This is a genomic window from Lichenibacterium minor (genome assembly GCF_004137685.1).
GTDB classification, from domain to species: Bacteria; Pseudomonadota; Alphaproteobacteria; order Rhizobiales; family Beijerinckiaceae; genus Lichenihabitans; species Lichenihabitans minor.
Genome location: NZ_QYBB01000031.1, coordinates 1 through 21,437, shown reverse-complemented (window position 1 = coordinate 21,437; position 21,437 = coordinate 1). Strand labels below are relative to the sequence as shown.

At 71.4% G+C, this 21,437-nt stretch carries 18 protein-coding genes and 1 riboswitch; of the genes, 12 read left to right on the top strand and 6 right to left on the bottom strand.

Going from position 1 to position 21,437, the window contains the following annotated elements; genetic code table 11:
* Positions 1–201 precede the first annotated feature (201 nt).
* The 6 genes from rimP to truB all read left to right on the top strand — a co-directional run bounded on the left by rimP (position 202) and on the right by truB (position 8,174).
* Complete coding sequence (gene rimP, locus D3273_RS20310) at positions 202–984, top strand: ribosome maturation factor RimP (RefSeq protein WP_245501302.1); 783 nt, start codon at positions 202–204, stop codon at positions 982–984.
* 41 nt (positions 985–1,025) lie between these two features.
* Positions 1,026–2,627, top strand: coding sequence for a transcription termination factor NusA (nusA, locus tag D3273_RS20305; protein ID WP_129228723.1), 1,602 nt, complete (start codon positions 1,026–1,028; stop codon positions 2,625–2,627).
* Between the two features lie 15 nt (positions 2,628–2,642).
* Entirely contained in the window at positions 2,643–3,359 is a 717-nt protein-coding gene (locus tag D3273_RS20300; protein ID WP_129228722.1) for an RNA-binding protein, read from the top strand.
* A gap of 76 nt (positions 3,360–3,435) precedes the next feature.
* The gene (gene infB, locus D3273_RS20295; protein WP_129228721.1) at positions 3,436–6,600 is read left to right on the top strand and encodes a translation initiation factor IF-2; all 3,165 of its coding nucleotides are present in this window, start codon (positions 3,436–3,438) and stop codon (positions 6,598–6,600) included.
* A gap of 199 nt (positions 6,601–6,799) precedes the next feature.
* Positions 6,800–7,213 carry a 30S ribosome-binding factor RbfA gene (gene rbfA, locus D3273_RS20290; protein WP_129228720.1) on the top strand — a complete coding sequence of 138 codons (414 nt, stop codon included), beginning with the start codon at positions 6,800–6,802 and terminating at the stop codon, positions 7,211–7,213.
* 4 nt (positions 7,214–7,217) lie between these two features.
* Positions 7,218–8,174, top strand: coding sequence for a tRNA pseudouridine(55) synthase TruB (gene truB / locus D3273_RS20285; RefSeq protein ID WP_129228719.1), 957 nt, complete (start codon positions 7,218–7,220; stop codon positions 8,172–8,174).
* Positions 8,175–8,219: 45 nt separating this feature from the next.
* Here truB and D3273_RS20280 read toward each other — a convergent pair whose 3' ends face one another.
* Complete coding sequence (locus tag D3273_RS20280) at positions 8,220–10,226, bottom strand: SPFH domain-containing protein (RefSeq protein ID WP_129228718.1); 2,007 nt, start codon at positions 10,224–10,226, stop codon at positions 8,220–8,222.
* A 154-nt stretch (positions 10,227–10,380) separates the two neighbouring features.
* A complete protein-coding gene (locus tag D3273_RS20275) occupies positions 10,381–10,830 on the bottom strand; it encodes a hypothetical protein (RefSeq protein WP_129228717.1) in 450 nt (149 codons plus the stop codon).
* Between the two features lie 152 nt (positions 10,831–10,982).
* Positions 10,983–11,088, top strand: a riboswitch (TPP riboswitch).
* A gap of 63 nt (positions 11,089–11,151) precedes the next feature.
* Between D3273_RS20275 and thiC the strand changes: the two genes are divergently transcribed.
* Complete coding sequence (gene thiC / locus D3273_RS20270) at positions 11,152–13,020, top strand: phosphomethylpyrimidine synthase ThiC (RefSeq protein WP_129228716.1); 1,869 nt, start codon at positions 11,152–11,154, stop codon at positions 13,018–13,020.
* Between the two features lie 110 nt (positions 13,021–13,130).
* Here thiC and D3273_RS20265 read toward each other — a convergent pair whose 3' ends face one another.
* Complete coding sequence (locus tag D3273_RS20265; protein WP_129228715.1) at positions 13,131–13,772, bottom strand: YciE/YciF ferroxidase family protein; 642 nt, start codon at positions 13,770–13,772, stop codon at positions 13,131–13,133.
* A gap of 174 nt (positions 13,773–13,946) precedes the next feature.
* A complete protein-coding gene (locus tag D3273_RS20260) occupies positions 13,947–14,720 on the bottom strand; it encodes an SDR family oxidoreductase (RefSeq protein ID WP_129228714.1) in 774 nt (257 codons plus the stop codon).
* A gap of 190 nt (positions 14,721–14,910) precedes the next feature.
* Between D3273_RS20260 and clpS the strand changes: the two genes are divergently transcribed.
* Together clpS and D3273_RS20250 are read left to right on the top strand one after the other, a co-directional pair.
* Positions 14,911–15,216 (top strand): ATP-dependent Clp protease adapter ClpS, encoded by a 306-nt coding sequence (gene clpS / locus D3273_RS20255; RefSeq protein ID WP_129228713.1) that lies wholly within the window; start codon positions 14,911–14,913, stop codon positions 15,214–15,216.
* Between the two features lie 93 nt (positions 15,217–15,309).
* Entirely contained in the window at positions 15,310–15,996 is a 687-nt protein-coding gene (locus D3273_RS20250; RefSeq protein ID WP_129228712.1) for a fumarylacetoacetate hydrolase family protein, read from the top strand.
* Between the two features lie 107 nt (positions 15,997–16,103).
* Here D3273_RS20250 and D3273_RS20245 read toward each other — a convergent pair whose 3' ends face one another.
* Both D3273_RS20245 and D3273_RS20240 read right to left on the bottom strand, forming a co-directional pair.
* A complete protein-coding gene (locus tag D3273_RS20245; protein WP_129228711.1) occupies positions 16,104–17,180 on the bottom strand; it encodes an extracellular catalytic domain type 1 short-chain-length polyhydroxyalkanoate depolymerase in 1,077 nt (358 codons plus the stop codon).
* Positions 17,181–17,269: 89 nt separating this feature from the next.
* Entirely contained in the window at positions 17,270–17,689 is a 420-nt protein-coding gene (locus tag D3273_RS20240; protein WP_129228710.1) for a CopG family transcriptional regulator, read from the bottom strand.
* Positions 17,690–17,915: 226 nt separating this feature from the next.
* Between D3273_RS20240 and denD the strand changes: the two genes are divergently transcribed.
* The 3 genes from denD (at position 17,916) to D3273_RS20225 (ending at position 20,375) form a co-directional block, all read left to right on the top strand.
* Positions 17,916–18,905 (top strand): D-erythronate dehydrogenase, encoded by a 990-nt coding sequence (denD, locus tag D3273_RS20235; RefSeq protein WP_129228709.1) that lies wholly within the window; start codon positions 17,916–17,918, stop codon positions 18,903–18,905.
* Positions 18,906–18,931: 26 nt separating this feature from the next.
* A complete protein-coding gene (locus D3273_RS20230; protein WP_129228708.1) occupies positions 18,932–19,831 on the top strand; it encodes a hydroxypyruvate isomerase family protein in 900 nt (299 codons plus the stop codon).
* A 340-nt stretch (positions 19,832–20,171) separates the two neighbouring features.
* Positions 20,172–20,375 carry a hypothetical protein gene (locus D3273_RS20225; RefSeq protein ID WP_129228707.1) on the top strand — a complete coding sequence of 68 codons (204 nt, stop codon included), beginning with the start codon at positions 20,172–20,174 and terminating at the stop codon, positions 20,373–20,375.
* Positions 20,376–21,437: the final 1,062 nt, after the last annotated feature.

Here is a 21,437-nt window from a genome sequence, read left to right as displayed (position 1 = left end):
GCGCGGGCCCGCCCGTGAACGCCGGCCGGCCGGCTTCGCGTCGGCGGTCCCGCCTTGCGCCGCGGGCCCGAAGGGTCTACATCCGCCCTCGTACTGACGATGTTCGGTACGGTCCGGTAGATCGATGAAGAGTGGGCTCCTGCCGGACCCGCTCTTTTGCTTTTGGAGCCATCCGCCCGGGCCCTCATGGACAGCGCTTCCTTGACCCTCACGCCCCCCGACCTCCCTGCCGATGACGCCGCCGCGGCCGTCGACGCCCCGCTCGACGAGCCCCGCTTCGCGACCGAGCACGGCGCCGCCGCCCGCGTCGGCCACGCCGCCGTGCCGGTGCTGGCCGACCTCGGCTTCCGGCTCGTGCGGGTGAAGATTTCGGCGGGCTCGCCCACGATCCTGCAGATCATGGCGGAGCGGCCGGACGGCACGTTCACCATCGACGACTGCGAGGCCGCTTCCAAGGCCCTGTCCCCCGTGCTCGACCTCGACGATCCGGTGACGGGTGAATACCGGCTCGAGGTGTCGTCGCCCGGCATCGACCGCCCGCTCGTGCGGATGAGCGATTTCCGCCGCGCGATGGGCCACGAAGCCAAGGTCGAGCTCGCCGTGCCGATGGACGGACGGCGCCGCTTTCGCGGCTTCCTCCACGCGGTCGAGGGCGACGCGCTGGTCATCCGCCGCAAGGACAACAAGGCGTCCGAACCCGACACCGTCGCGGTGCCGATCAAGGACATCGGCGACGCCCACCTCGTGCTCACCGATGCGTTGATCCGCGAATCGCTGCGGGCGCAGGCGGATGCCGAGGCGGCCGAGGCTGCGGCATCGCCCGACGCCGAACCCGCCGAGGGCGCGGAGCCCGCCGCCCCCGCTGAAGCGCGCCGCGGCCCGGGCCGCTTCGCCGACCGCAACAAGGCGAAGCGCGCCGTGCCGGCCGGCCTGCAGGGCAGCGCCCGACCCAACCCCAGATCGCCGGCCCCGCGCGGCCGCTGAGCCGCCGCCGCCCCCCGCATCCCTTTCGAGGAGACACTCTCATGGCCGTCAGCGCCAACAGGCTCGAACTTCTGCAGATCGCCGAAGCGGTCGCCCGCGAGAAGAATATCGACCGCTCGATCGTCATCTCGTCCATGGAGGACGCGCTGCAGAAGGCGGCGCGCTCCCGCTACGGCCAGGAAACCGAGGTCCGCGCCGAGATCAACCCGCGCACCGGCGAAACGCGCTTCTCGCGCCTGCTGCTCGTCGTCGACGAGATCGAGAACGACGCCATCCACATCACCCTGCCCGAGGCCCGGCGCCGCAACCCGGCCGCCCAGGTGGGCGACTGGATCTCGGAAACCCTGCCGCCCTTCGAGTTCGGCCGCATCGCCGGCCAGTCGGCCAAGCAGGTCATCGTGCAGAAGCTGCGCGAAGCCGAGCGCGACAAGCAGTACGACGAGTTCAAGGACCGCATCGGCGAGATCATCAACGGCGTGGTGAAGCGCGTCGAATACGGCAACGTGGTCGTCGACCTCGCCGGTCGGGGCGAGGCGATCGTGCGCCGCGACGAGCTGATCCCGCGCGAAACCTTCCGCCCGGCCGACCGCATCCGCGCCTACGTGTACGACGTGCGCCGCGAGCAGCGCGGGCCGCAGATCTTCCTGTCGCGCACCCATCCCCAGTTCATGGCCAAGCTGTTCGCCCAGGAGGTGCCGGAAATCTACGACGGCATCATCGAGGTGAGGGCCGTCGCCCGCGACCCGGGTTCCCGCGCCAAGATCGGCGTCACCTCGCGCGATTCCTCCATCGACCCCGTCGGCGCCTGCGTGGGCATGCGCGGCTCGCGCGTGCAGGCCGTGGTGACCGAACTCCAGGGCGAGAAGGTCGACATCATCCCCTGGTCGCCCGACGCCGCGACCTTCATCGTCAACGCCCTGCAGCCGGCCGAAGTCGTCAAGGTCGTGCTCGACGAAGACTCGTCGCGCATTGAAGTCGTGGTCCCGGATGACCAACTCTCCCTTGCGATCGGGCGACGCGGCCAGAACGTCCGCCTGGCCTCGCAGCTCACCGGCTGGGACATCGACATCCTGACCGAGGCCGAAGAATCCGAGCGCCGCCAGAAGGAGTTCGTGGAGCGCACCGCCCTGTTCATGGGCGCTCTCGACGTCGACGAGACCGTGGCGCAGCTGCTGGCCTCAGAGGGCTTCCGCTCGCTCGAGGAGCTGGCCTACGTGGAGCCGGCGGAACTCAGCAACATCGAGGGCTTCGACGAGGACACGGCCGGGGAAATCCAGTCCCGCGCCCGCGCCCACCTCGACGCCATCGAGAAGGAGCACGACGACAAGCGGGTGGCGCTGGGCGTGCTCGACGAGCTGAAGGAGATCGACGGGCTGACGACCGCCATGCTGGTTCCGCTCGGCGAGAACGACGTGAAGTCGATCGAGGACTTCGCCGGCTGCGTGCCCGACGACCTCGTCGGCTACACGGAGCGCAAGGACGGCGAATCGACCCGCGTCCCGGGCTACCTCGACGGCTTCGAGCTGTCGCGCGAGGATGCCGAGGCCATGATCATGCAGGCCCGCCTCAAGGCCGGCTGGATCGAGGCCGCTGAAGAGGGCCAGGAAGGCGAGGACGCCCCGGCCGACGAGGAGATGGCCTGACGCGGGGCCGGCACGATGACGGACGCGACGACGCCCGCGGGCGACGCCGAGTCGGACGACCTGTCCGACGCGGTCGCCTTTCCCGACGAGGGGCCGGAGCGCACCTGCATCGTCACGCGGTCGAAGGGATCGCCCGAAGCCCTGATCCGCTTCGTGGTGGGCCCCGACCGGTCCGTCGTCCCGGACCTGCGGTGCAGGCTGCCCGGGCGAGGCGCCTGGGTCACGGCCGAACGGTCGAAGGTTCTCGAAGCGGTGAAGCGGAAAAGCTTCAAGCGCGCGTTCAAATCCGAGGTGGAGGTGCCGCCCACGCTGGCCGACATGATTGACGGCCTCATGGAAAAAGATGCATTGCAGGCGCTCAGCCTCGCCAACAAGGCCGGCCTGGTGGTCGCGGGAGCCACCAAGGTCGAAGGGTCCATCGGGCCGAAGGTGCCGGCCGCGCTCATCTCGGCGAGCGACGGCAGCGCCGACGGCATCCGAAAGATGGAAGCCGCCGTCCGCCGCCTGATGGGCGACGAGGCGGATTCCATCGCCCGCGTTCGAGATTTTCGCTCCGACCAATTGGATTTGGCTCTGGGGCGCACAAATGTGATACACGCAGCGGTGGCCGGGGGTCGGGCAGCCGAGGGATTTTTGACGCGGGCGCGGCGACTGGCGCGCTATCGCGGGGGATCGGCGGCGAAAGCCGCGGCACCCCATTCGACGATCGAGACGAGACCTATCGAGGATTGAGCGAGACACTTGCCGAAGATCGGCTTCGGCGCTCGCAGGATTGGGGCACGGACACGGCCCTCAGGACGAATGACTGATGAGTGAACCGAACAACGTTGGCGAGAAGACTCTGAGCGTGACCCAGAAGGCCACCCTGTCGTTGAAGCGACCGGTGGAGCAGGGCACGGTTCGACAGAGCTTTTCCCACGGCCGTACGAAGCAGGTGGTCGTCGAAAAGGTGAAGAGCCGCGTGGTGGCGCCCGCGAAGCCGGCCGCTGCCGCGCCTGCGCCCGCGCGCCCGGTCGCGCCTGCGGCCCCGGCCCAGGCGGCGCCTTCGGCAGCGCCGCAGAGCCCGGCCGCCCCCGCGCCGGTGCCGTCCGCGCCGGTCCAGGCCCGCGCGCCCGCGCCCGCTCCCGTTTCGAAGCCGGCGGCTCCCGCGGCGGAAACGCCCAGCGCCGCGCCGGCCGCCCCTGCCCCCGTCAAGGCCGAGGCTCCCGCCGCGCCGAAGCCGGTCGAAGCGCCCGTCAAGGCCGCGGCTCCGGTCGCGCCCCCGGCCGCTGCCCCGGCACCGGCGCCGGCCGCACCCCAGGCCGCCGCTCCGGCAGCGCCCGCCCCGGCGGCGGCGCCCCAGGCCGCCGCGGTGCCGGCTCCCGCCGCCCCGGCCCCCACGACCCCGGCTTCCGCGGTCCAGGCCCCCGCCGTGCAGGCGGCGGCACCGCAGCCGGCTCGCCCGGCGGCGCCCGCCGCCCCGGCCGGACGTCCGTCCACCGGCTCCGTGCCGCCGCGCGGCGCGCCGGTCCCGGCTCGCCCCGGCCAACCCGTCCGCCCCGGCCAGCCGGCCGGCCGCGGTCCCGCGCCCGTCGGCAACAGGTCCGGTTCCGGCGCGCCCGCGTCGGGCAACCGCGGCGCTCCCCCGCCGGCCGGCGGCCGGGGTGCCCCCCCGGCCCGTCCCGGCGGCAATCGCCCGCAGACCGGCGTGGTGCTTCGCACCCTGACCGAGGAGGAGCGCGAGGCCCGCGCCCGCGCGCTGGTCGGCGCGAAATCCCGCGAGGAGGACGACCGCCGCCGCGCCGAGGAGGACGCCAAGCGTCGCGCCGAGCGTGAAGCCGCCGCCGCCGTCGAGCGCGCCGCCGCCGAGGAGCGTCAGCGCCAGGAAGACGCGCGCCGCGCCCAGGAGATCGAGGCCAAGCGCCGCGCCGAGGAGGAGGCGAGCCGTCGCCTGCCGCCGAGCGCCGGTGGGGCCGGTGGCCCCCCGACCGCCAGCGCGGCCCGCCCGTCCGAGGGCGGACTGCAGCCCGTGATCCGTCGCCCGATGATGAACCCGCCGGCGCGGCTCGCCGTGCCGCGGCCGTCGCGTTCCGGCCCGCAGAAGGACCGCGGTCGCCTGACGGTGTCCACCGCGACGTCGGAGCAGGACGATCGCACCCGGTCGCTGGCGTCCACCCGTCGCCGCAACCAGCGGATGAACGGTCACCGGGGCCAGGAGACCAAGGAGAAGATCCTCCGCGAAGTCGTGCTGCCCGAGACGATCACGATCAAGGAGCTCGCCAACCGCATGTCGGAAGGCGAGACCAACGTGATCCGGATGCTGATGAAGCAGGGCCACATGGCGAAGATCACCGACGTGATCGACGCCGACATGGCCCAGCTGATCGCCGAGGACCTGGGGCACACGGTGCGCCGCGTCGCCGAGTCGGACGTCGAGGAAGGCCTGTTCGACGAGCCGAGCTCCGACGACGACCTGCTGCAGCGCCCGCCCGTCGTGACCATCATGGGCCACGTCGACCACGGCAAGACGTCGCTGCTCGACGCCATCCGGCAGACCGCGGTCGTGTCAGGCGAAGCCGGCGGCATCACGCAGCACATCGGAGCCTACCAGGTGACGTCGCCGACCGGCGGCGCCATCACGTTCATCGACACGCCCGGCCACGCCGCCTTCACGGCGATGCGCGCCCGCGGCGCCAAGGTGACGGACGTGGTCATCCTCGTGGTGGCGGCGGACGACGGCGTGATGCCCCAGACCATCGAGGCCATCAACCACGCCAAGGCGGCCGGCGTGCCGATCATCGTGGCGATCAACAAGATCGACAAGCCGGGCGCCAAGCCCGAGCGGGTGCGCTCCGAGCTGCTGCACTACGACGTGCAGGTCGAGAGCATGGGCGGCGACACGCTCGAAGTCGAAGTTTCGGCCCTGCAGAAGACCAACCTCGGCAAGCTGCTCGAGGCCATCGAGCTGCAGAGCGAGGTTCTCGACCTCAAGGCCGATCCGGACCGGTCGGCCGAGGGCACAGTCGTGGAAGCGCGGCTCGACCGCGGCCGCGGCCCCGTCGCCACCGTGCTGGTGCAGCGCGGCTCGCTGAAGATCGGCAACATCGTCGTGGCCGGGTCCCAGTGGGGCCGCGTGCGCGCCCTCCTCGACGACACGGGCGACCCGGTCACCTCGGCCGGCCCGTCCTTCCCCGTCGAGGTGCTCGGCTTCGGCGGCGCACCCGATGCGGGCGACCGCGTCGCCGTGGTGGAAAGCGAAGCCCGCGCCCGGGAGATCACCGAATACCGGGAGCGCGTGAGGCGCGAGAAGGCCGTCGCCCGCGGCGCCTCCGTGCGCGGCTCGCTCGTCGACATGATGACCAAGCTCACATCGGTCGGGAAGAAGGAGTTCCCGCTGCTGATCAAGGGCGACGTGCAGGGGTCGGTCGAGGCCATCCTGGCCACGCTCGACAAGCTCGGCAACGACGAGGTCGGCGCCCGCATCATCCACGCCGGCGTGGGCGGCATCACGGAATCGGACATCACGCTGGCCGAGGCGTCCAACGCCGCGATCATCGGGTTCAACGTCCGCGCCCACAAGGAGGCGCGCTCCATGGCCGAGCAGAACGGCCAGGAGATCCGCTACTACAACGTCATCTACGACCTCGTGGACGACGTGAAGGCGGCGATGTCCGGCCTGCTGCCCCCGACGCTCCGCGAGGAGATGCTCGGCAACGCCCAGATCCTGGAGGTCTTCCACATCTCCAAGGTCGGCAAGGTGGCGGGTTGCCGGGTCACGGACGGCAACGTCCAGCGCGGCGCCAACGTGCGCCTCATCCGCGACAACGTCGTGGTTCACGAGGGCAAGCTGTCGACGCTCAAGCGCTTCAAGGACGAGGTCAAGGACGTCGTGGCCGGCCAGGAATGCGGCATGGCCTTCGAAACCTACCAGGACATGCGCTCGGGCGACGTGATCGAGTGCTACCGCGTCCACGAGGAGAAGCGCTCGCTCTGACCGGGCGGCGCCCTCCGGGGTGACATCGGCGGGAAGGCGGGCCCGAGGGGCTCGCCTTCCCGCATTTCGTTTGAGGCCGGTCCGACGGATCGGCGGCGCCGGACGGTGCAGGACGCGCGGGGATGCGCCCCGGGCGGCCGTCCGTGCTCTCCCAGCGGTCCGCGGAGCGGCCGCTCACAGGTCCAGGACCGAGAATCCCATGTCCAGAGTGCACCATTCCGGCGCCCAGCCGTCGCAGCGCATGCTGCGCGTCGGCGAGCTGATCCGGCACGTCATGGCCGAGATGCTGTCGCGCGGCGCCATCAACGACCCCGTGCTCGACAAGCTCGTCGTCACCGTGCCCGAAGTCCGCATGTCGCCGGACCTCAAGCTCGCCAACGTGTACGTGATGCCGCTCGGCGGCGGCGACGTGAAGCCGGTGGTGGACGCGCTGGAGAAGCACAAGAAGGTGCTGCGCACCGAGCTCGCCCACAAGGTGGCGCTGAAATTCGCCCCCGACCTGAAGTTCCGCGTCGACGAGAGCTTCGAGAAGTCCGCCCGGATCGACGCGCTGCTGGCGTCCCCCGTGGTGCAGCGCGACCTGCAGGGCGACGATGACCACGATCAGGACTGAAACGATGAGCACGACCGAAGCGCAGGACGCGCGACCCGCCGACACGCGCGGCAACGGCCGGCCGCCCCGCCGGGCCAAGGCCGAGGTGAACGGCTGGCTGGTGCTCGACAAGCCTGTCGGCATGACGTCGACGCACGCGGTCGGCCGCCTGAAGCACATGTTCAACGCCAAGAAGGCCGGCCACGCCGGCACGCTCGATCCGCTGGCCTCGGGCCTGCTGCCCATCGCGTTCGGCGAGGCCACCAAGACGGTGCCGTTCGTGCAGGACGGCGCGAAGAGCTATCGCTTCCGCATCCGGTGGGGCATCAAGACGGACAGCGACGACACCGAAGGCGAAGTCGTGGCGACCTCCGACCTGCGCCCGACGCGCGAGCAGATCGAAGCGCTGCTGCCGTCCTTCCTCGGCACCATCATGCAGCGCCCGCCCGCCTATTCGGCCATCAAGGTCAACGGCGAGCGCGCCTACGACAGGGCGCGGGAAGGCGAGGTGTTCGAACTGGCGGCGCGTCCCATCACCATTCACGCGCTGAACCTGATCGAATGCTCGGTCGACGAGGCCGTGCTCGAAGCCCATTGCGGCAAGGGCACCTACGTGCGCGCTATCGCGCGCGACCTCGGCGACGCGCTGGGCTGCCTCGGCCACGTCAACGCGCTGCGCCGCACGCGCGTGGGCCCGTTCCTCGAGGTCGACGGCGCCGCGCTGCCGGGCGAGGACGAGGACCCGTCCGCCTTCATGGGGCAACTGCGCCGCGTCGAGGCGGGCCTCGGCGAGGTGCCGGGCGTCGAGATCGCGCGCCAGGATGCGGCGCGGCTGCGGCGCGGCCAGGCGCTGATCCTGCGGGGGCGCGACGCGCCCGCCGAGGGCATGGCCTATGCGGCCTGCGGCGGCGTGGTGGTCGCCTTCGGGCCGATCGAACAGGGCGCGCTGCAGCCCTACCGGGTGTTCAACCTGCCGTTCTGACGGCAGGGAGAGGGCGGCGCGAAGCCCTCCCTCCCCTGCCGGACGTCACCGCCGCCCCTGGCCGTCCGAGCCCCTCGTCCCCTGCCCCTTCATCTCCTGCGCCTGGGCATCCGCCGGCACCAGGTCCTTGGCCACCATGGCGAGGAGCAGGCCGGGGATGCCCGACATGCCGCCGCCTTCCCCGCCGCCGCCCAGGACGACGGAAGGGACCAGCGGCGTCCTGCTGTCCTTGACCATCTCGACGAGCGCGTTCAGCACCGCCTGCCGCATCAGGTTCTCGTCGCCGCCGAAGGACTCCGACCGCGCCTTGGCGGCGTAGGCTTCCGCGTCCGCCATGACGCGGATGCCCTCGGCGGCGCGGGTCTTGCGCGCCGTTTCGGCCGAGCCTTCCGCCTCGGCCATCACCCTGATGCCGTCCGCCGCCTTGCGCTTGCGCGCCGTTTCGGCGGCGCCCTCGTTTTCGGCGATGCGGATCGACAGCTCCGAGCGGGTGATGCCGGCCTGCTGCTCGGCCAGGGCGACCTGCTCGTTCAGGGCCTTGCGCTTGGTGGCGGCCTCCTGCTGGTCGGCGAAGGTCTTCTGCTCCTCGCGGGCCAGCTGGCGGGCGCGCAGCTGCTCCAGCATGGCTTCCATGCGGGTGTCGCCGGGCGCGGGGCGCGGGGTGCCGATCATCACCTCCTCGATCTCGATCCGGTGCTCGCTCAGGCGCGCCTTCATGGCGTCGAGCGCTTCCTTGCCGATGTCGACGCGCCGCTCGATGAAGTCGAGCAGCGTGTTCCGCTGCGCCGTGTCCTTGAAGTAGGAGGACACGAAGGGGTCGAGCGTCTGGTTCACCAGCCGCTCGATCTGGCTGAAGCGCTGGATGACGTGGGGCGCGTTGATCGGCGCGATGTGGGCGACGACGGACAGCGGCACCAGGATCTCGAAGGCGTCGCGCGTGATGACCGGGATCTCGCGCAGGTCGTCGTCGTAGGACCGGCCGTTGGGGATGGCGGCGGCGCTGACCACGCCGGCGATCCAGCGCAGCTGGAAGTTGGTGGTGGGCACGTCGACCACCTCGGCGGCGTAGGGGTTGATGGCGTATTTGCCGGGCTCGAGCGGGCGGCGCCAGATGCCGCGGCTGCCGACCTCGACGGTGCGGCCGCGCCCGTTCTCGGCCGTGATGGCCTCGTCGGACTCGCGACCCACGAAGGAGTTAATGACCCCGACGGTGCCGATCTCGATGCGGCGCTTTCCCGTGACCTCGACGGTGGCGAAGAGGCGGTTGAGGAAGTAGGTGCCCTCCACGAGCACCTGTTCCTGCCGGCCGCGGCGCCCGCCGGCGGCGAGGAAGCGGCTGATGTTCTGGAACGAGTTGTGGAAGTGGTCCGGGTTGGCGGCATCCGTGCCGACCGTGGGGGCGATGATCTCGCCGTGCTGGAGCGCCGGCCCGTCCTGAACCGTGACGATGCCGATGCGGTCGTCCTTCACCACCACCGGCTGGAAGCCGTCGCGGTCGCGCAGCGTCGCCTGGAACTGGGCGTCGTCCTTCTTGGCCGCGTCGAGGTGGTGGATGTCGTCCTCGGTGATGACGGCGAAGAGCGCGGTGTTGATCGCATAGGTGCCCGAGCGCAGGGTGCGGCGTTGCGGGCCGGCCTGGCCGCCCCCGTCGAGAAAGCCGCGCGCGTCGTCGACCGCGACGTCGTTCGGCCATTCGCCCAGCGCTTGGCCGGATTCGAGCGGGCGCCCGACGCGCGCCACCAGGTAGGCGATCTGGTCGATGCCGATCAGCGGGCGCTTGTGCACCACGTATTGGAACGGCTGCAGCGTGTGCCAGCCGCCGCGCAGCACTTCGGGCAGGAAGCCGGCATTGCCGTTGACGGCCATCGGGGCGAAGGGCTCGCGGGAGCGCCGGGCGCTCCAGCGGCGCTCGACGATGCCGTATTGCGTGTTGGGGATGTAGACGAAGCTGCCGCGCAGCACGGACAGCACCAGGACGAGCAGCAGGATCGCGACGGCGTCGTAGACGGGATGCTCGGACAGGAAGCCGAGCACGGGAGACAGGTCCGACATGGGGGTGGCACCGATGGCCGCCGGCGCCTCGTCATGGCTCTTTGCGTCGAGCCGTGGGCCGTCCCGGCGGGGCCGGCGACCTTTTACGCCCGATCGCCGATGGGTTGAAGACGGCGCGGAGAATTATTGCAGCTCTGCTTTCGACCCGCCCCCTTCACCGCCGTCCCGACGCGGGCGCCCCGCTTTCCCGCACGATCTTCAGCGCGCCGTCCTGCCGGGCGAGGTCGAGCCGGACGCTGTTGGTGCCGCTGGCGGAATGGCCGGCGCCGTCCGCCCGGCTCCAGCGCATCAGGGCGGTGACGCGGCAGCGGTCCGCGCCCGCGCCGCAATCGTTGGTGACGGTGCCGGGTACGGCGGCGTAGCGGCGGACGGGCCACGCCCGCGTGAAGGCGAGCTTGTCGCGGTAGACGGCCTCGGCCGACATCGCGTGGCCGTAGTAGTCGACGCGGCGCGCATAGAGCCGCGACACGATGGCGGGCGTGATGGCGCCGTTCCGCGACCAGATGGCGAGGTAGTCGTCCATGTGGGCGTCGCGCTGGGCGGGGGTGGCGCCGGCCGCGCCGGACAGGGCGACGAGGATCGGGATCGCGATGGCGTGGCGCATGGTGGGGTCGCTCCGCGGCAGGATGCCGGCACGCCAACGCCCGAGGCCGACGGTCGGGTCGCCGGGGCAGGCCCAGCCGCGTCCCGGTCCAGGCCGGGCGGTGCCCCGGCGGCCCGACCGGCTTGACGCCCGTCCGGCGCCGCGCCAATCTGCACGCGTCCGAGGGGCGTCCCATGACCGGGGCTGAGACGGCGACGAGCCGATCCCTTTGAACCTGATCCGGGTCATGCCGGCGAAGGGACGGATCTGCCGCGCGGCTTCGCGTCCCCGGCTCCTCCACACCCATCGCGCCCGGGTCTCCAACCAGAGTGGAGGAGATCCATGTCGCTTCAACCGTCCGAACCCGCCGGCACCGGCTCTGCCGGCACCAAGGCGGCCGTCAACGTCGCACCCGCGCCCGACACCGTCACCACCGGGCCGATCTTCGGCTCGCGCAAGGTGTATGCCGCGCCGAAGTCCCACCCGCACCTGCGCGTGCCGTTCCGCGAGATCGCGCTGAGCGACCCGAAGGAGCCCGCCGTCCGGGTCTACGACCCGTCCGGCCCCTACACGGAGGACGACGCCCGCATCGACCTGCGCCAGGGCCTGCCCTCCATCCGCGAGGGCTGGATCGCCGGCCGCGGGTTCAGCCCCGTCGCCGGCCGCGCCGTGCGCCCCGAGGACAACGGCAACCTGCCCGAGGACCGCGTCGTCGAGGCCTGCCCGGCCCACCGCACGCTGCGCGCCGCGCGGGACGGCCAGATGGCCACGCAATACGAGTTCGCCCGCGCGGGGCTCATCACGGAGGAGATGGTCTACGTCGCCCACCGCGAGAACCTCGCCCGCGAAGCCGCCGTCGCCGGCGCCGCCGCCACGCTGGCGGACGGGAACTCCTTCGGGGCGGCGCTGCCCGAGTTCGTGACGCCCGAGTTCGTGCGGAGCGAGATCGCGCTCGGCCGCGCCATCATCCCGGCCAACATCAACCACCCCGAAGTCGAGCCCATGGCGATCGGGCGCAACTTCCTCGTCAAGGTCAACGCCAACATCGGCAACTCGGCCGTGACGTCGGGCGCCGCCGAGGAGGTCGAGAAGCTGGTGTGGGCGATCCGCTGGGGCGCCGACACCGTCATGGACCTGTCGACGGGCCGCAACATCCACAACATCCGCTCCTGGATCATCCGCAACTCGCCGGTGCCGATCGGCACGGTGCCGATCTACCAGGCGCTGGAGAAGGTCGGCGGCGACCCGGTCAAGCTCGATTGGGAGGTGTTCAAGGACACGCTGATCGAGCAGGCCGAACAAGGCGTCGATTACTTCACCATCCATGCCGGCGTGCGGCTGCACCACGTGCCGCTGACCGCCCGCCGCGTCACCGGCATCGTCAGCCGCGGCGGCTCCATGATGGCGCGCTGGTGCCTGGCGCACCACAAGGAAAGCTTCCTCTACGAGCGCTTCGACGAGATCTGCGACCTGATGCGCCGCTACGACGTGAGCTTCTCGCTCGGGGACGGGCTGAGGCCGGGCGCGCTGGCGGACGCCAACGACGCCGCGCAGTTCGGCGAGCTGGAAACGCTGGGCGAGCTCACCAAGGTGGCCTGGGCCAAGGGCTGCCAGGTGATGATCGAAGGCCCGGGCCACGTGCCCATGCACAAGATCAAGGTCAACATGGAGAAGCAGCTCGCCGAATGCGGCGAAGCCCCCTTCTACACGCTCGGGCCGCTGACCACCGACATCGCGCCGGGCTACGACCACATCACCTCGGGCATCGGCGCCGCCATGATCGGCTGGTTCGGCACCGCCATGCTCTGCTACGTCACCCCGAAGGAGCACCTGGGCCTGCCGGACCGCGACGACGTGAAGACCGGCGTCATCACCTACCGGATCGCCGCCCACGCGGCCGACCTCGCCAAGGGCCACCCCGCCGCGCAGATGCGCGACGACGCGCTCAGCCGCGCGCGGTTCGACTTCCGCTGGGAGGACCAGTTCAACCTGTCGCTCGACCCCGACACGGCGCGCCGCTACCACGACGAGACCCTGCCGAAGGACGCCCACAAGGTCGCGCATTTCTGCTCGATGTGCGGGCCGAAGTTCTGCTCCATGCAGATCACCCAGGACCTGCGCCGCGAAGCCGAGGCCATGCTGGGCATGGAGGAGAAGTCGAAGGAGTTCATGGACGCGGGCGGCAAGCTCTACGTGCCGGCGGCGGAATAACGGACCGCATCGCCCCGGGCCGTTTCCCCGGCGGCCCATCGCTCCAAAACGGACAGGGCGGCCCGCGGGCCGCCCTGTCTCGCTCGTCGAACCCTGGACGCTTCGGAGCGTCAGGCCTTCTCGGCGGCCTTCTTGGCCGGAGCCTTCTTGGCCGGCTTCTTGTCGCCCTTGGCCTTCTCGTCGGCCTCGTCGCCCTCGAGCTCGCCGCGGGCCTCCTCGTCCTCGTCTTCCTCGCCGTCCTCTTCCTCGATCTCACCCTCGCCGCCGGCCGCGTTGGCGTTTCTGTCCGCCACGTCGCTGAGCATCTGGTCGGCCTTCTTCTCCTCCTCCAGCGTTTCGCCGAGGAGCTTCTCCGCATCGGCGAAGCCGAGCTGCTTGGCCCAGGACTTCAGCGTGCCGTAGCGGGCGATCTCGTAGTGCTCGACGGCCTGCGCGCAGCCGATCAGCACGGCATCGGCGGCGTCGGTGTCGCCGAAGTCCTCGAGGTCCTCGGTCATCTCCTCCGAGATGCCCTTCATGGCTTCGCAGGTCTTGGCCCGGGCGGTCTTGCCGATGATCTCGAACACCTGCTCCAGGCGCTCGATCTGGTGGGCGCTTTCTTCGCGATGGCTTTCGAACACCTTCTTCAGCTCGGGGTCCTTGGCGGCCTTCGCGGCCTTGCCGAGCGAGCGTGTGCCCTGCTTCTCGGCCCAATACACGTCCTTCAGCGTCTCGTAGAACGCGTCGCTGAGCGTCTTTTCCTTGGCCGCCATGATGAACCCCTGCCTGAAACGTGAATGAACAGTAGAGCGGCGCCCGCGAGGGCGCCGTCAAGAGTCGAGGAAAGCGCGTTCGCCTCCGCTCAACTTCGCCGACTCAAGTCCGATGCACCGGCGAAGGTTCACAGCCCCGGCCGAGATTCACAGGCTTCATTTTCCGGAACCGCGTCACACGTTACGCAGCGCCCCGCCGTCGACGCGGATCGTCGTCCCGGTGACGTAGGAAGCCTGCGGGCTCGCCAGGAATACGGCGGCGGCGGCGAATTCCTCCGGCGTGCCGTAGCGGGCGGCCGGGATCGTGGCGAGCGCCGCCTTCTCGACCTCCCCGACGCTGCGGCCGCTGCGCTCGGCGTTGGCGCGGTCGAGCGCCTCGACGCGGGAGGTCGCGATGCGGCCGGGCAGCACCATGTTGACCGTCACGCCGTCGGCGGCGACCTCGGCGGCCAGCGTCTTCGACCAGCCGAGCAGCGCCGCGCGCAGCGCGTTCGACAGGGCGAGGTTGGGGATGGGCGCCACGACGCCCGACGACGCGACGGTGACGATGCGCCCCCAGCGCCGCTCGCGCATGCCGGGCACCAGCGCGCCGGTGAGGTCGACCAGGCTCATCACCATGGCGTCGAACTGCGCGCGCCACTGATCGTCCGTGGCGCCGAGCGCGGTGGTGGGCGGCGGCCCGCCGGAATTGTTCACCAGGATGTCGACCCCGCCCAAGGCATCGAGCGCCCGCGTGGCGAGGCTCCGGCCGACCCCGGGCGCGGCGAGGTCGGCGGCGAGCTTCGGGAAGGCCCGGTCGTCGGGGAAGGCGGCCGCGAGCCTGTCGGCCGAGCGGCTCGACACCGCCACCGTGGCGCCCGCCTCGGCGAGGCCCCGCGCGATGGCGCCGCCGAGGCCTCCGCTCGCCCCCAGCACCAGGGCGCGCTTGTTCGAAAGGTCGATCCGCATCCGCTTCCGCTCCATGTCGGTGATTGCCCTGTATAGGCGCGCCGACCCATCGCGGCGAGCGGGGCGGATCGATCGTCCGGCGGGGCCCGGACGAGGTGACGGACGGGCGGCGCGGCATCGCCGCCCTGGACGAAACAGGCCGCCGGTGCCATGCGTTGGCCGCCATCACAAGTTCAGGGCGAGTTCCGCCATGCCCGACACGACGTTCGTCACCCGCCCCGCCACGACGACCAAGCCCGAGCGCCCCAAGCTCTACAAGGTCATCCTCATCAACGACGACTACACGCCCCGCGAATTCGTCGTGATGGTGCTGAAGGCGGAGTTCAAGATGGGCGAATCCAACGCCAGTGCCGTGATGCTGACGGCGCACCGCAAGGGCTCCTGCGTGATCGCGGTCTTCCCGCGCGACGTGGCCGAGACCAAGGCGGAACGCGCCACCGACCTCGGCCGCTCGCGCGGCTTCCCGCTGCAGTTCACCACCGAACCGGAAGAGTGACGCGCGACGCCCTCGCCGGCGGCGCGGACGCGGTGGCGGGCCGGCGCGTCGTGGGCTAGACCTCCCCGCGCCACACCCGGGAGGAGCCCGACCATGTCCGACTACGTCATCGCGCCGCCGCGGATCACCGCCGTGCCCGTGTCGGGCGGGGGATCGTTCCCGGTGCGGCGCGTCTTCTGCGTGGGCCGCAACTACGCGGAACACGCGCGCGAGATGGGCCACGACCCGAACCGCGAAGCGCCCTTCTTCTTCACGAAGCCGGCCGACGCCCTCCTGACCGGCGGCGCCGACATGCCCTACCCGTCCGCCACCGCCGACCTCCACTTCGAGCTGGAGCTCGTCGTCGCCCTCGGGCGCGGCGGCGCCGACATCGCGGAAGCCGACGCCGCCGCCTGCGTATGGGGCTACGCGGTCGGGCTCGACATGACGCGGCGCGACATGCAGTCCGTGGCCAAGAAGGCCGGCCGCCCCTGGGACATGAGCAAGGGCTTCGACCTGTCGGCCCCCATCGGCGACCTCCTGCAAGCCGACAAGGCCGGACCCATGGCGAGCGCCGCCATCGAGCTGAAGGTGGGGGGCGCCGTGCGACAGTCGTCCGACGTGTCGCGCATGATCTGGTCGGTGCCGGAAACCATCGCCTACCTGTCCGGGCTCGTGCGGCTCGAGCCCGGCGACCTGATCTTCACCGGCACGCCGGACGGCGTCGGCGCCGCCAAGCGCGGCGACGTGCTGGAAGGCAGCATCGCCGGATTGCCGGGCCTCACGGTGCGGATCGCCTGAGAGCTTGTGAATGAATGCCCTTCTGGCCGGAACCGAGGGGGAAATCTCCTCGATATTTTCAGAGGGCATTCAGGCACACGTTCGAGACCTCCACAGACTCTGACGGCTCACGCCGCCCCGAGCCGGTGCTCGAGGAAGAAACGCAGCATTTCGCGGCTGGCGTCCGGGCCGCGCGGCTCCGTGTAGGACCCGGCGGCGCTGCCGCCCGACCAGGCGTGGCCGGCGCCGTGCAGCATCCAATGCTCGGCCATCGGCCGGCCGGCCGCGTCGCACTCCACCTTGCGGGTGAAGGCGAGGCCGCCCTCGGAGCGGCCGCCGACGGTGTCCGCCGTCAGCGCGGCCCCGCCCCGCGCCTGGGCGACCACCTGCTCCCCGTTGACGGGGGCCACGGTGCGGTCGGCGTCTCCGTGGAAGACGATGACCGGCACGGCACGGCCGGCCGCGGCCCGCCCGCCGCCCCGCATGGCCGCGAAGGCGCCCGGCATGTCGCGGGCGGCCCCGGCCGCCAACCCCGAATGCACGCCCGCGGCGGCGTAAAGGTCCGGATAGCACTGCGCCAGGATGGCCGCCGCGGCGCCGCCGGCCGACAGGCCCGCCACGTAGACCCGGGCGGGGTCCACGGCGAAGTCGCGCATCACGTCGCGCGTCAGCCCGGCGATCAGCGCGGGCTCGCCCCGGTCGCGGAGCTGGCCCGCGGCGTCGAACCAGTTCCAGCACTTCTGCGCGTTGGCGCCCTGCGTTTGGCGCGGATAGGCCACCAGGATCCCCCGCTCCTCGGCCACCTCGTTCATCCGCGTGCCGGCGGCGAAGTCCTCCGGCGACTGCGTGCAGCCGTGCAGCATCACCACCAGCGGCATCGGCTGCCCGGCGGTGCGGCTGGGGACGTAGAGCCGGTAGCCGAGCGTGCCGGCGGCGCCGCGATGGGCAAACTCCGTGAAGCGGGCGCCGGCGGGGAGGGGCGCCTCGGCCGCCGCGGGGCCGCGCGGCCCCATGGCGCAGAGCGGCGACCCCGGCTTCAGCTCGGACAGGCGGGCCAGCATGTCGCGCAGGCCGGGGGCGACGCCGCCGCCGGCGAGGGGAGGCAGGTCGCCGAGCGCCGGCATCGGCGGCAGCTTCGCCCTGAGGGCGTCGAGGGACGGCAGCCGGGCGAAGCGGCCGAGGTCGAAAGCGGAGGTCCTGGGCATGGGTCTGGTCCTTCGGGCATGGGGGCTCGGTCCCCCGCGGGGTGCGGGGGCGGGGGTGTCGGGACGGCGCCGCGGAACGGGAGCGGCAGTCAGGTCGTGCGGTCGGCCAGCGCGGCCCTGACGGCGGGGCTGGCGTGGAGCGCGCCCAGCACCTGGACGGAGCTGATCGCGGCGCGCGCCAGCTCGGGCGTCACGTCCGAGCCGATGGTGGCGAGGCCGAGCACCTGGATGTCGAGCGTTTCCCCCGCCGCCACAGCGGCTTCCAGGTCCCGGCGCCCGTAATGGGTGAGGCCGAGGCTGAGGCGCTTGCGCGCCACCGACTGCTTCACCGCGTCCCCGTGCCGCTCGAGCCCGTTGCGGATGGCGGTGCGGATGAAATCCGTCCGATTCGCGTAGAAGCCGTCCCGCACGAGCAGGTCGATGTGGCCGAGGTCGACGAAGCCGAGGTTGATGGTGATCTTCTCGCTGTCGGGCACCTTGGCCCTCGCACCCCGAACGTCGCCGGCCATGTCACCATCCTCACGCCATCCATATGGATGGTAGATCGGCATGAAGCGGCCATCCGCAAGGGTGCTCCGGCGCTTTTCTCGACGCGGCGCCACCGGGGCTGCGGGACGGAGGGCGCCGCCCGGGCGCCCGGCTCCCCGGAAATGCGGCCCCGCCCGATCCAAACGCCGGGTTCGGCCGTTCGCATCGGCACGGCCGAACAGGGCGCCGGCCAAGGGGAGGCGAACCATGCACGTCATGATCATCGGGGCTGCCGGCATGGTGGGGCGCAAGCTGACCGAGCGGCTCGCCGCGGACGGGCGGCTCGGGACGGGGGACGTCGAGCGCCTGACGCTGGTCGACGTGGTGGCGCCGACGGCCCCCCCGGCCTTCGGCGGCGCGGTCGAGGCGGTGACGGCGGACCTGTCGGCCCCGGGCGAGGCCGGGCGGCTCGCGGCCCGGCGCGCCGACGTGGTGTTCCACCTCGCCGCCATCGTGTCGGGCGAAGCGGAAGCCGACTTCGACAAGGGTTACCGCATCAACCTCGACGGCACGCGCCACCTCTTCGAGGCGATCCGGCAGGAGGGCCTGCGCGAGCCCTACCGGCCGCGGGTCGTCTTCACCTCGTCGATCGCGGTCTTCGGCGCCCCCTTCCCCGAGCGCATCGGCGACGAGTTCTTCCTCACCCCGCTGACGAGCTACGGCACCCAGAAGGCGATCGGCGAACTGCTGCTCGGCGATTATTCGCGCCGCGGCTTCTTCGACGGCATCGGCATCCGCCTGCCGACGATCTGCGTGCGGCCGGGCAAGCCCAACCTCGCCGCCTCGGGGTTCTTCTCCAACATCCTGCGGGAGCCGCTCGTCGGGCGGGACGCCGTGCTGCCCGTCCCGACGGACGTGCGCCACTGGTTCGCGAGCCCCCGTGCCGCGGTGGGGTTCCTGCTCCACGCCGCCACCATCGACGTCGCGGGCCTCGGGGCGCGCCGGACCCTGAGCCTGCCCGGCCTGTCCGCCACGGTGGCCGAGGAGATCGAAGCGCTGCGGCGCGTCGCCGGCGAGCGCGCCGTGGCGCTGATCCGCCACGAGCCCGACCCCGCCATCGCCCGCATCGTCGCGGGGTGGCCGCGCGACTTCGACGCGTCGCGCGCCGAAGCGCTGGGCTTCCGCGCCGAAGCCTCCATGGACGAGATCGTCCGCGCCCACGTCGAGGACGAGCTCGGCGGGCGCATCGGGGGCTGAGCCCGCCCGCTTCGAGGACCCCGCCCATGCCCCGCTTCTCGGCCAACCTCGGCTTCCTGTGGCCGGACCGCCCCCTGCTCGACCGCATCGACGCCGCCGCGGCGGCGGGTTTCCGGGCCGTCGAGCTGCACTGGCCCTACGACACCCCGGCCGCCGAGGTGCGGGAGCGCTGCGACGCGCGACGCGTGACGCTGCTGGGGGTGAACACGTCGCGCGGGCGCGAAGGCGAGTCCGGGCTCGGCGCGCTGCCGGGCCGGGAAGCCGAGTTCGCCGCCGCCGTCGACCAGGCCATCGCGTTCTGCGTCGCGGCGGGCGGGAGCGCCATCCACTGCATGGCGGGGGTGATCGGCGACGCCGACCCCGCGGCGGCGCGCGACACCTTCGTGGCCAACCTGCGGAACGCGTCCCGCGCGGCCGAGCCGCACGGGCTGACGCTGCTGCTGGAGCCCATCAACCCCAAGGACGCGCCGGGCTACTTCTATTCCACGGTGGCGGAGGGCGCGGCGGTGATCGAGACCGTCGGCGCCCCGAACCTCCGGCTGATGTTCGACTGCTACCACGTCGCGTCCGTGGGACAGGACGTCGTCGCGACGCTGAGGCGCTTCCTGCCCCTCGTCGGCCACATCCAGTTCGCGTCCGTGCCGGACCGCGCCGAGCCGGACTCCGGCACGCCCGACTACCCCGACGTGTTCCGCGCCATCGACGCGCTCGGCTACGCCGGCTGGGTCGGCGCCGAATACCGGCCCCGCGCCGCCACCGACGACGGCCTGGGCTGGCTGGCCGCGGCGGCGGCGGCGGCGGCGGCGCCGGCCGTGTCGCTGATGATCACGCGCCGCCAGAAGGAGCGGCTGCGGGAGCTCGGCTTCACCGAGGACGCGATCCGCGAGATGCGGCCGGCGGAAGCCCACGCGCACCTGGGGTTGTGACCCGCGGCCGGAGCCGGCGCGCGCGGGACGGGGGTGGTGCATCGCCGGTCGTCGGATGGCGCTCGATGCCGCTGGCCGGATCGCCACCGGGAAGGGCTCTCCTGTGGAGGTGTATTTCGAACGAGGGCGGCAGCAGGCAGAGCACAAAGGGCCGCCCGATCCTACAGACGCAAGTATCGGCCCATCATTCTGCCTTCAACCTGTGACGGCCCCCAGATCATGGATCGGCGAGTCGATCATAAAACATTTTTTATCAGATCGTTATGGACTCGATAACGATTATGAGCACAAACTTAGTCATCAGCAGCGGCCATCCGCGGCGGAACTAGGAAAAACTCCCATGAAGCTCTTCGCCTCCCCGAAGCAGGCTACCCTGCTGGCCCTCGTCACCCTGTCGACGGTCGCGGCTTCCCTGTCGCCTGCGACGGCAGCGGACCAGCATCGGGTCTATCCCGGGTCGGACACTGCGCAGGTCAAGCAGGAGCGCGCGTCGCGCGTTGCCCCGAACCTGTATTGCAACAAGCACGAGAACGAGTGCCAGTAGGATCAACCGGTTCGGCCTCGGCCGCTCGATAGCGGGCGGAAACAGAAACGATCAAAGCGCCCCGGCCATGAGGCCGGGGCGCGTGGGGCATGGTGCCGGACCAGGCTCCCCCAGGCCTGCGCGGGCCTGTCATCGGGAAGGGCCATCACCGGTAGCGGAAGCGCGTCGAGCGCTCGCGGCGCGGCCGGCACCCCGATCCTTCCACATCCGCTCCGGCTCGACCTTCGCGGCGTCGAGTGCGCCTTTGAACTCCGCGAGGGCCACATCGCGGATCCCGGCAGCGTTCGTCATGGATGCGGCACGGCCGGCGACCTTGTGGGCGGCGCTGTCCAGGCCGCCCTAAGGCGCGCGGCAGAACGATGTCGATGGCCGTGTCCTCGGCCTCACCGACCGCGAGCCGATGGCGGTCGCCAACCGCTCGGCGTCGAAGGAGACCACCCGCTGGACGGCCGCGCGAGCCTCGCCCGGAGCGGGATGGCGACGCTGGAGACGGGACGGTTAGGGAACGAAGGTGTCCCACTCGGAAAAGGGGTGCCGAAAAGTGGGACAGATCGGACCGATGACGAAGTAAGATCAACGGTCCGGAAGATGGGTGGTGCCCCTGGCCGGCAAATCACCCACTACGGCGTCCCACTAAGTCATTGTTCTAGCACGAAGTGGACGGAAGGCAAGCTGCCCGTGTGTGACCTCGCGTGTGACTGGCTGGCCAGCGGGACCTGGCCGCCTTCATGGGACCCGGACCATTTCCGAACCTATACCCTGTAGTTGCAATAACTCCACTCACAGTTTTAGCAATCCGAAGCGGCCGGGGGACCCATTTGCCGGGGGGACCCGGAGTTTCCTGGGACCCACTCAAGCCGGCGAAGCCGAACAACAACGCGAGGCTTTAGCGGGGATTTTGAAACTGGGGGTGGGGGGTCAAACGCCAGGGTCCCCCAGATGCCAGAGGGACCCAAAGGGACCCTACCCCGTCCGACTTCTACGGTTCGCCACGTCGGCCCGCCTGGGGTTCACCTTCGTCGGCCTCGGGACGGTCGCGGCGGGCCGCGCGGCCTACGTCTT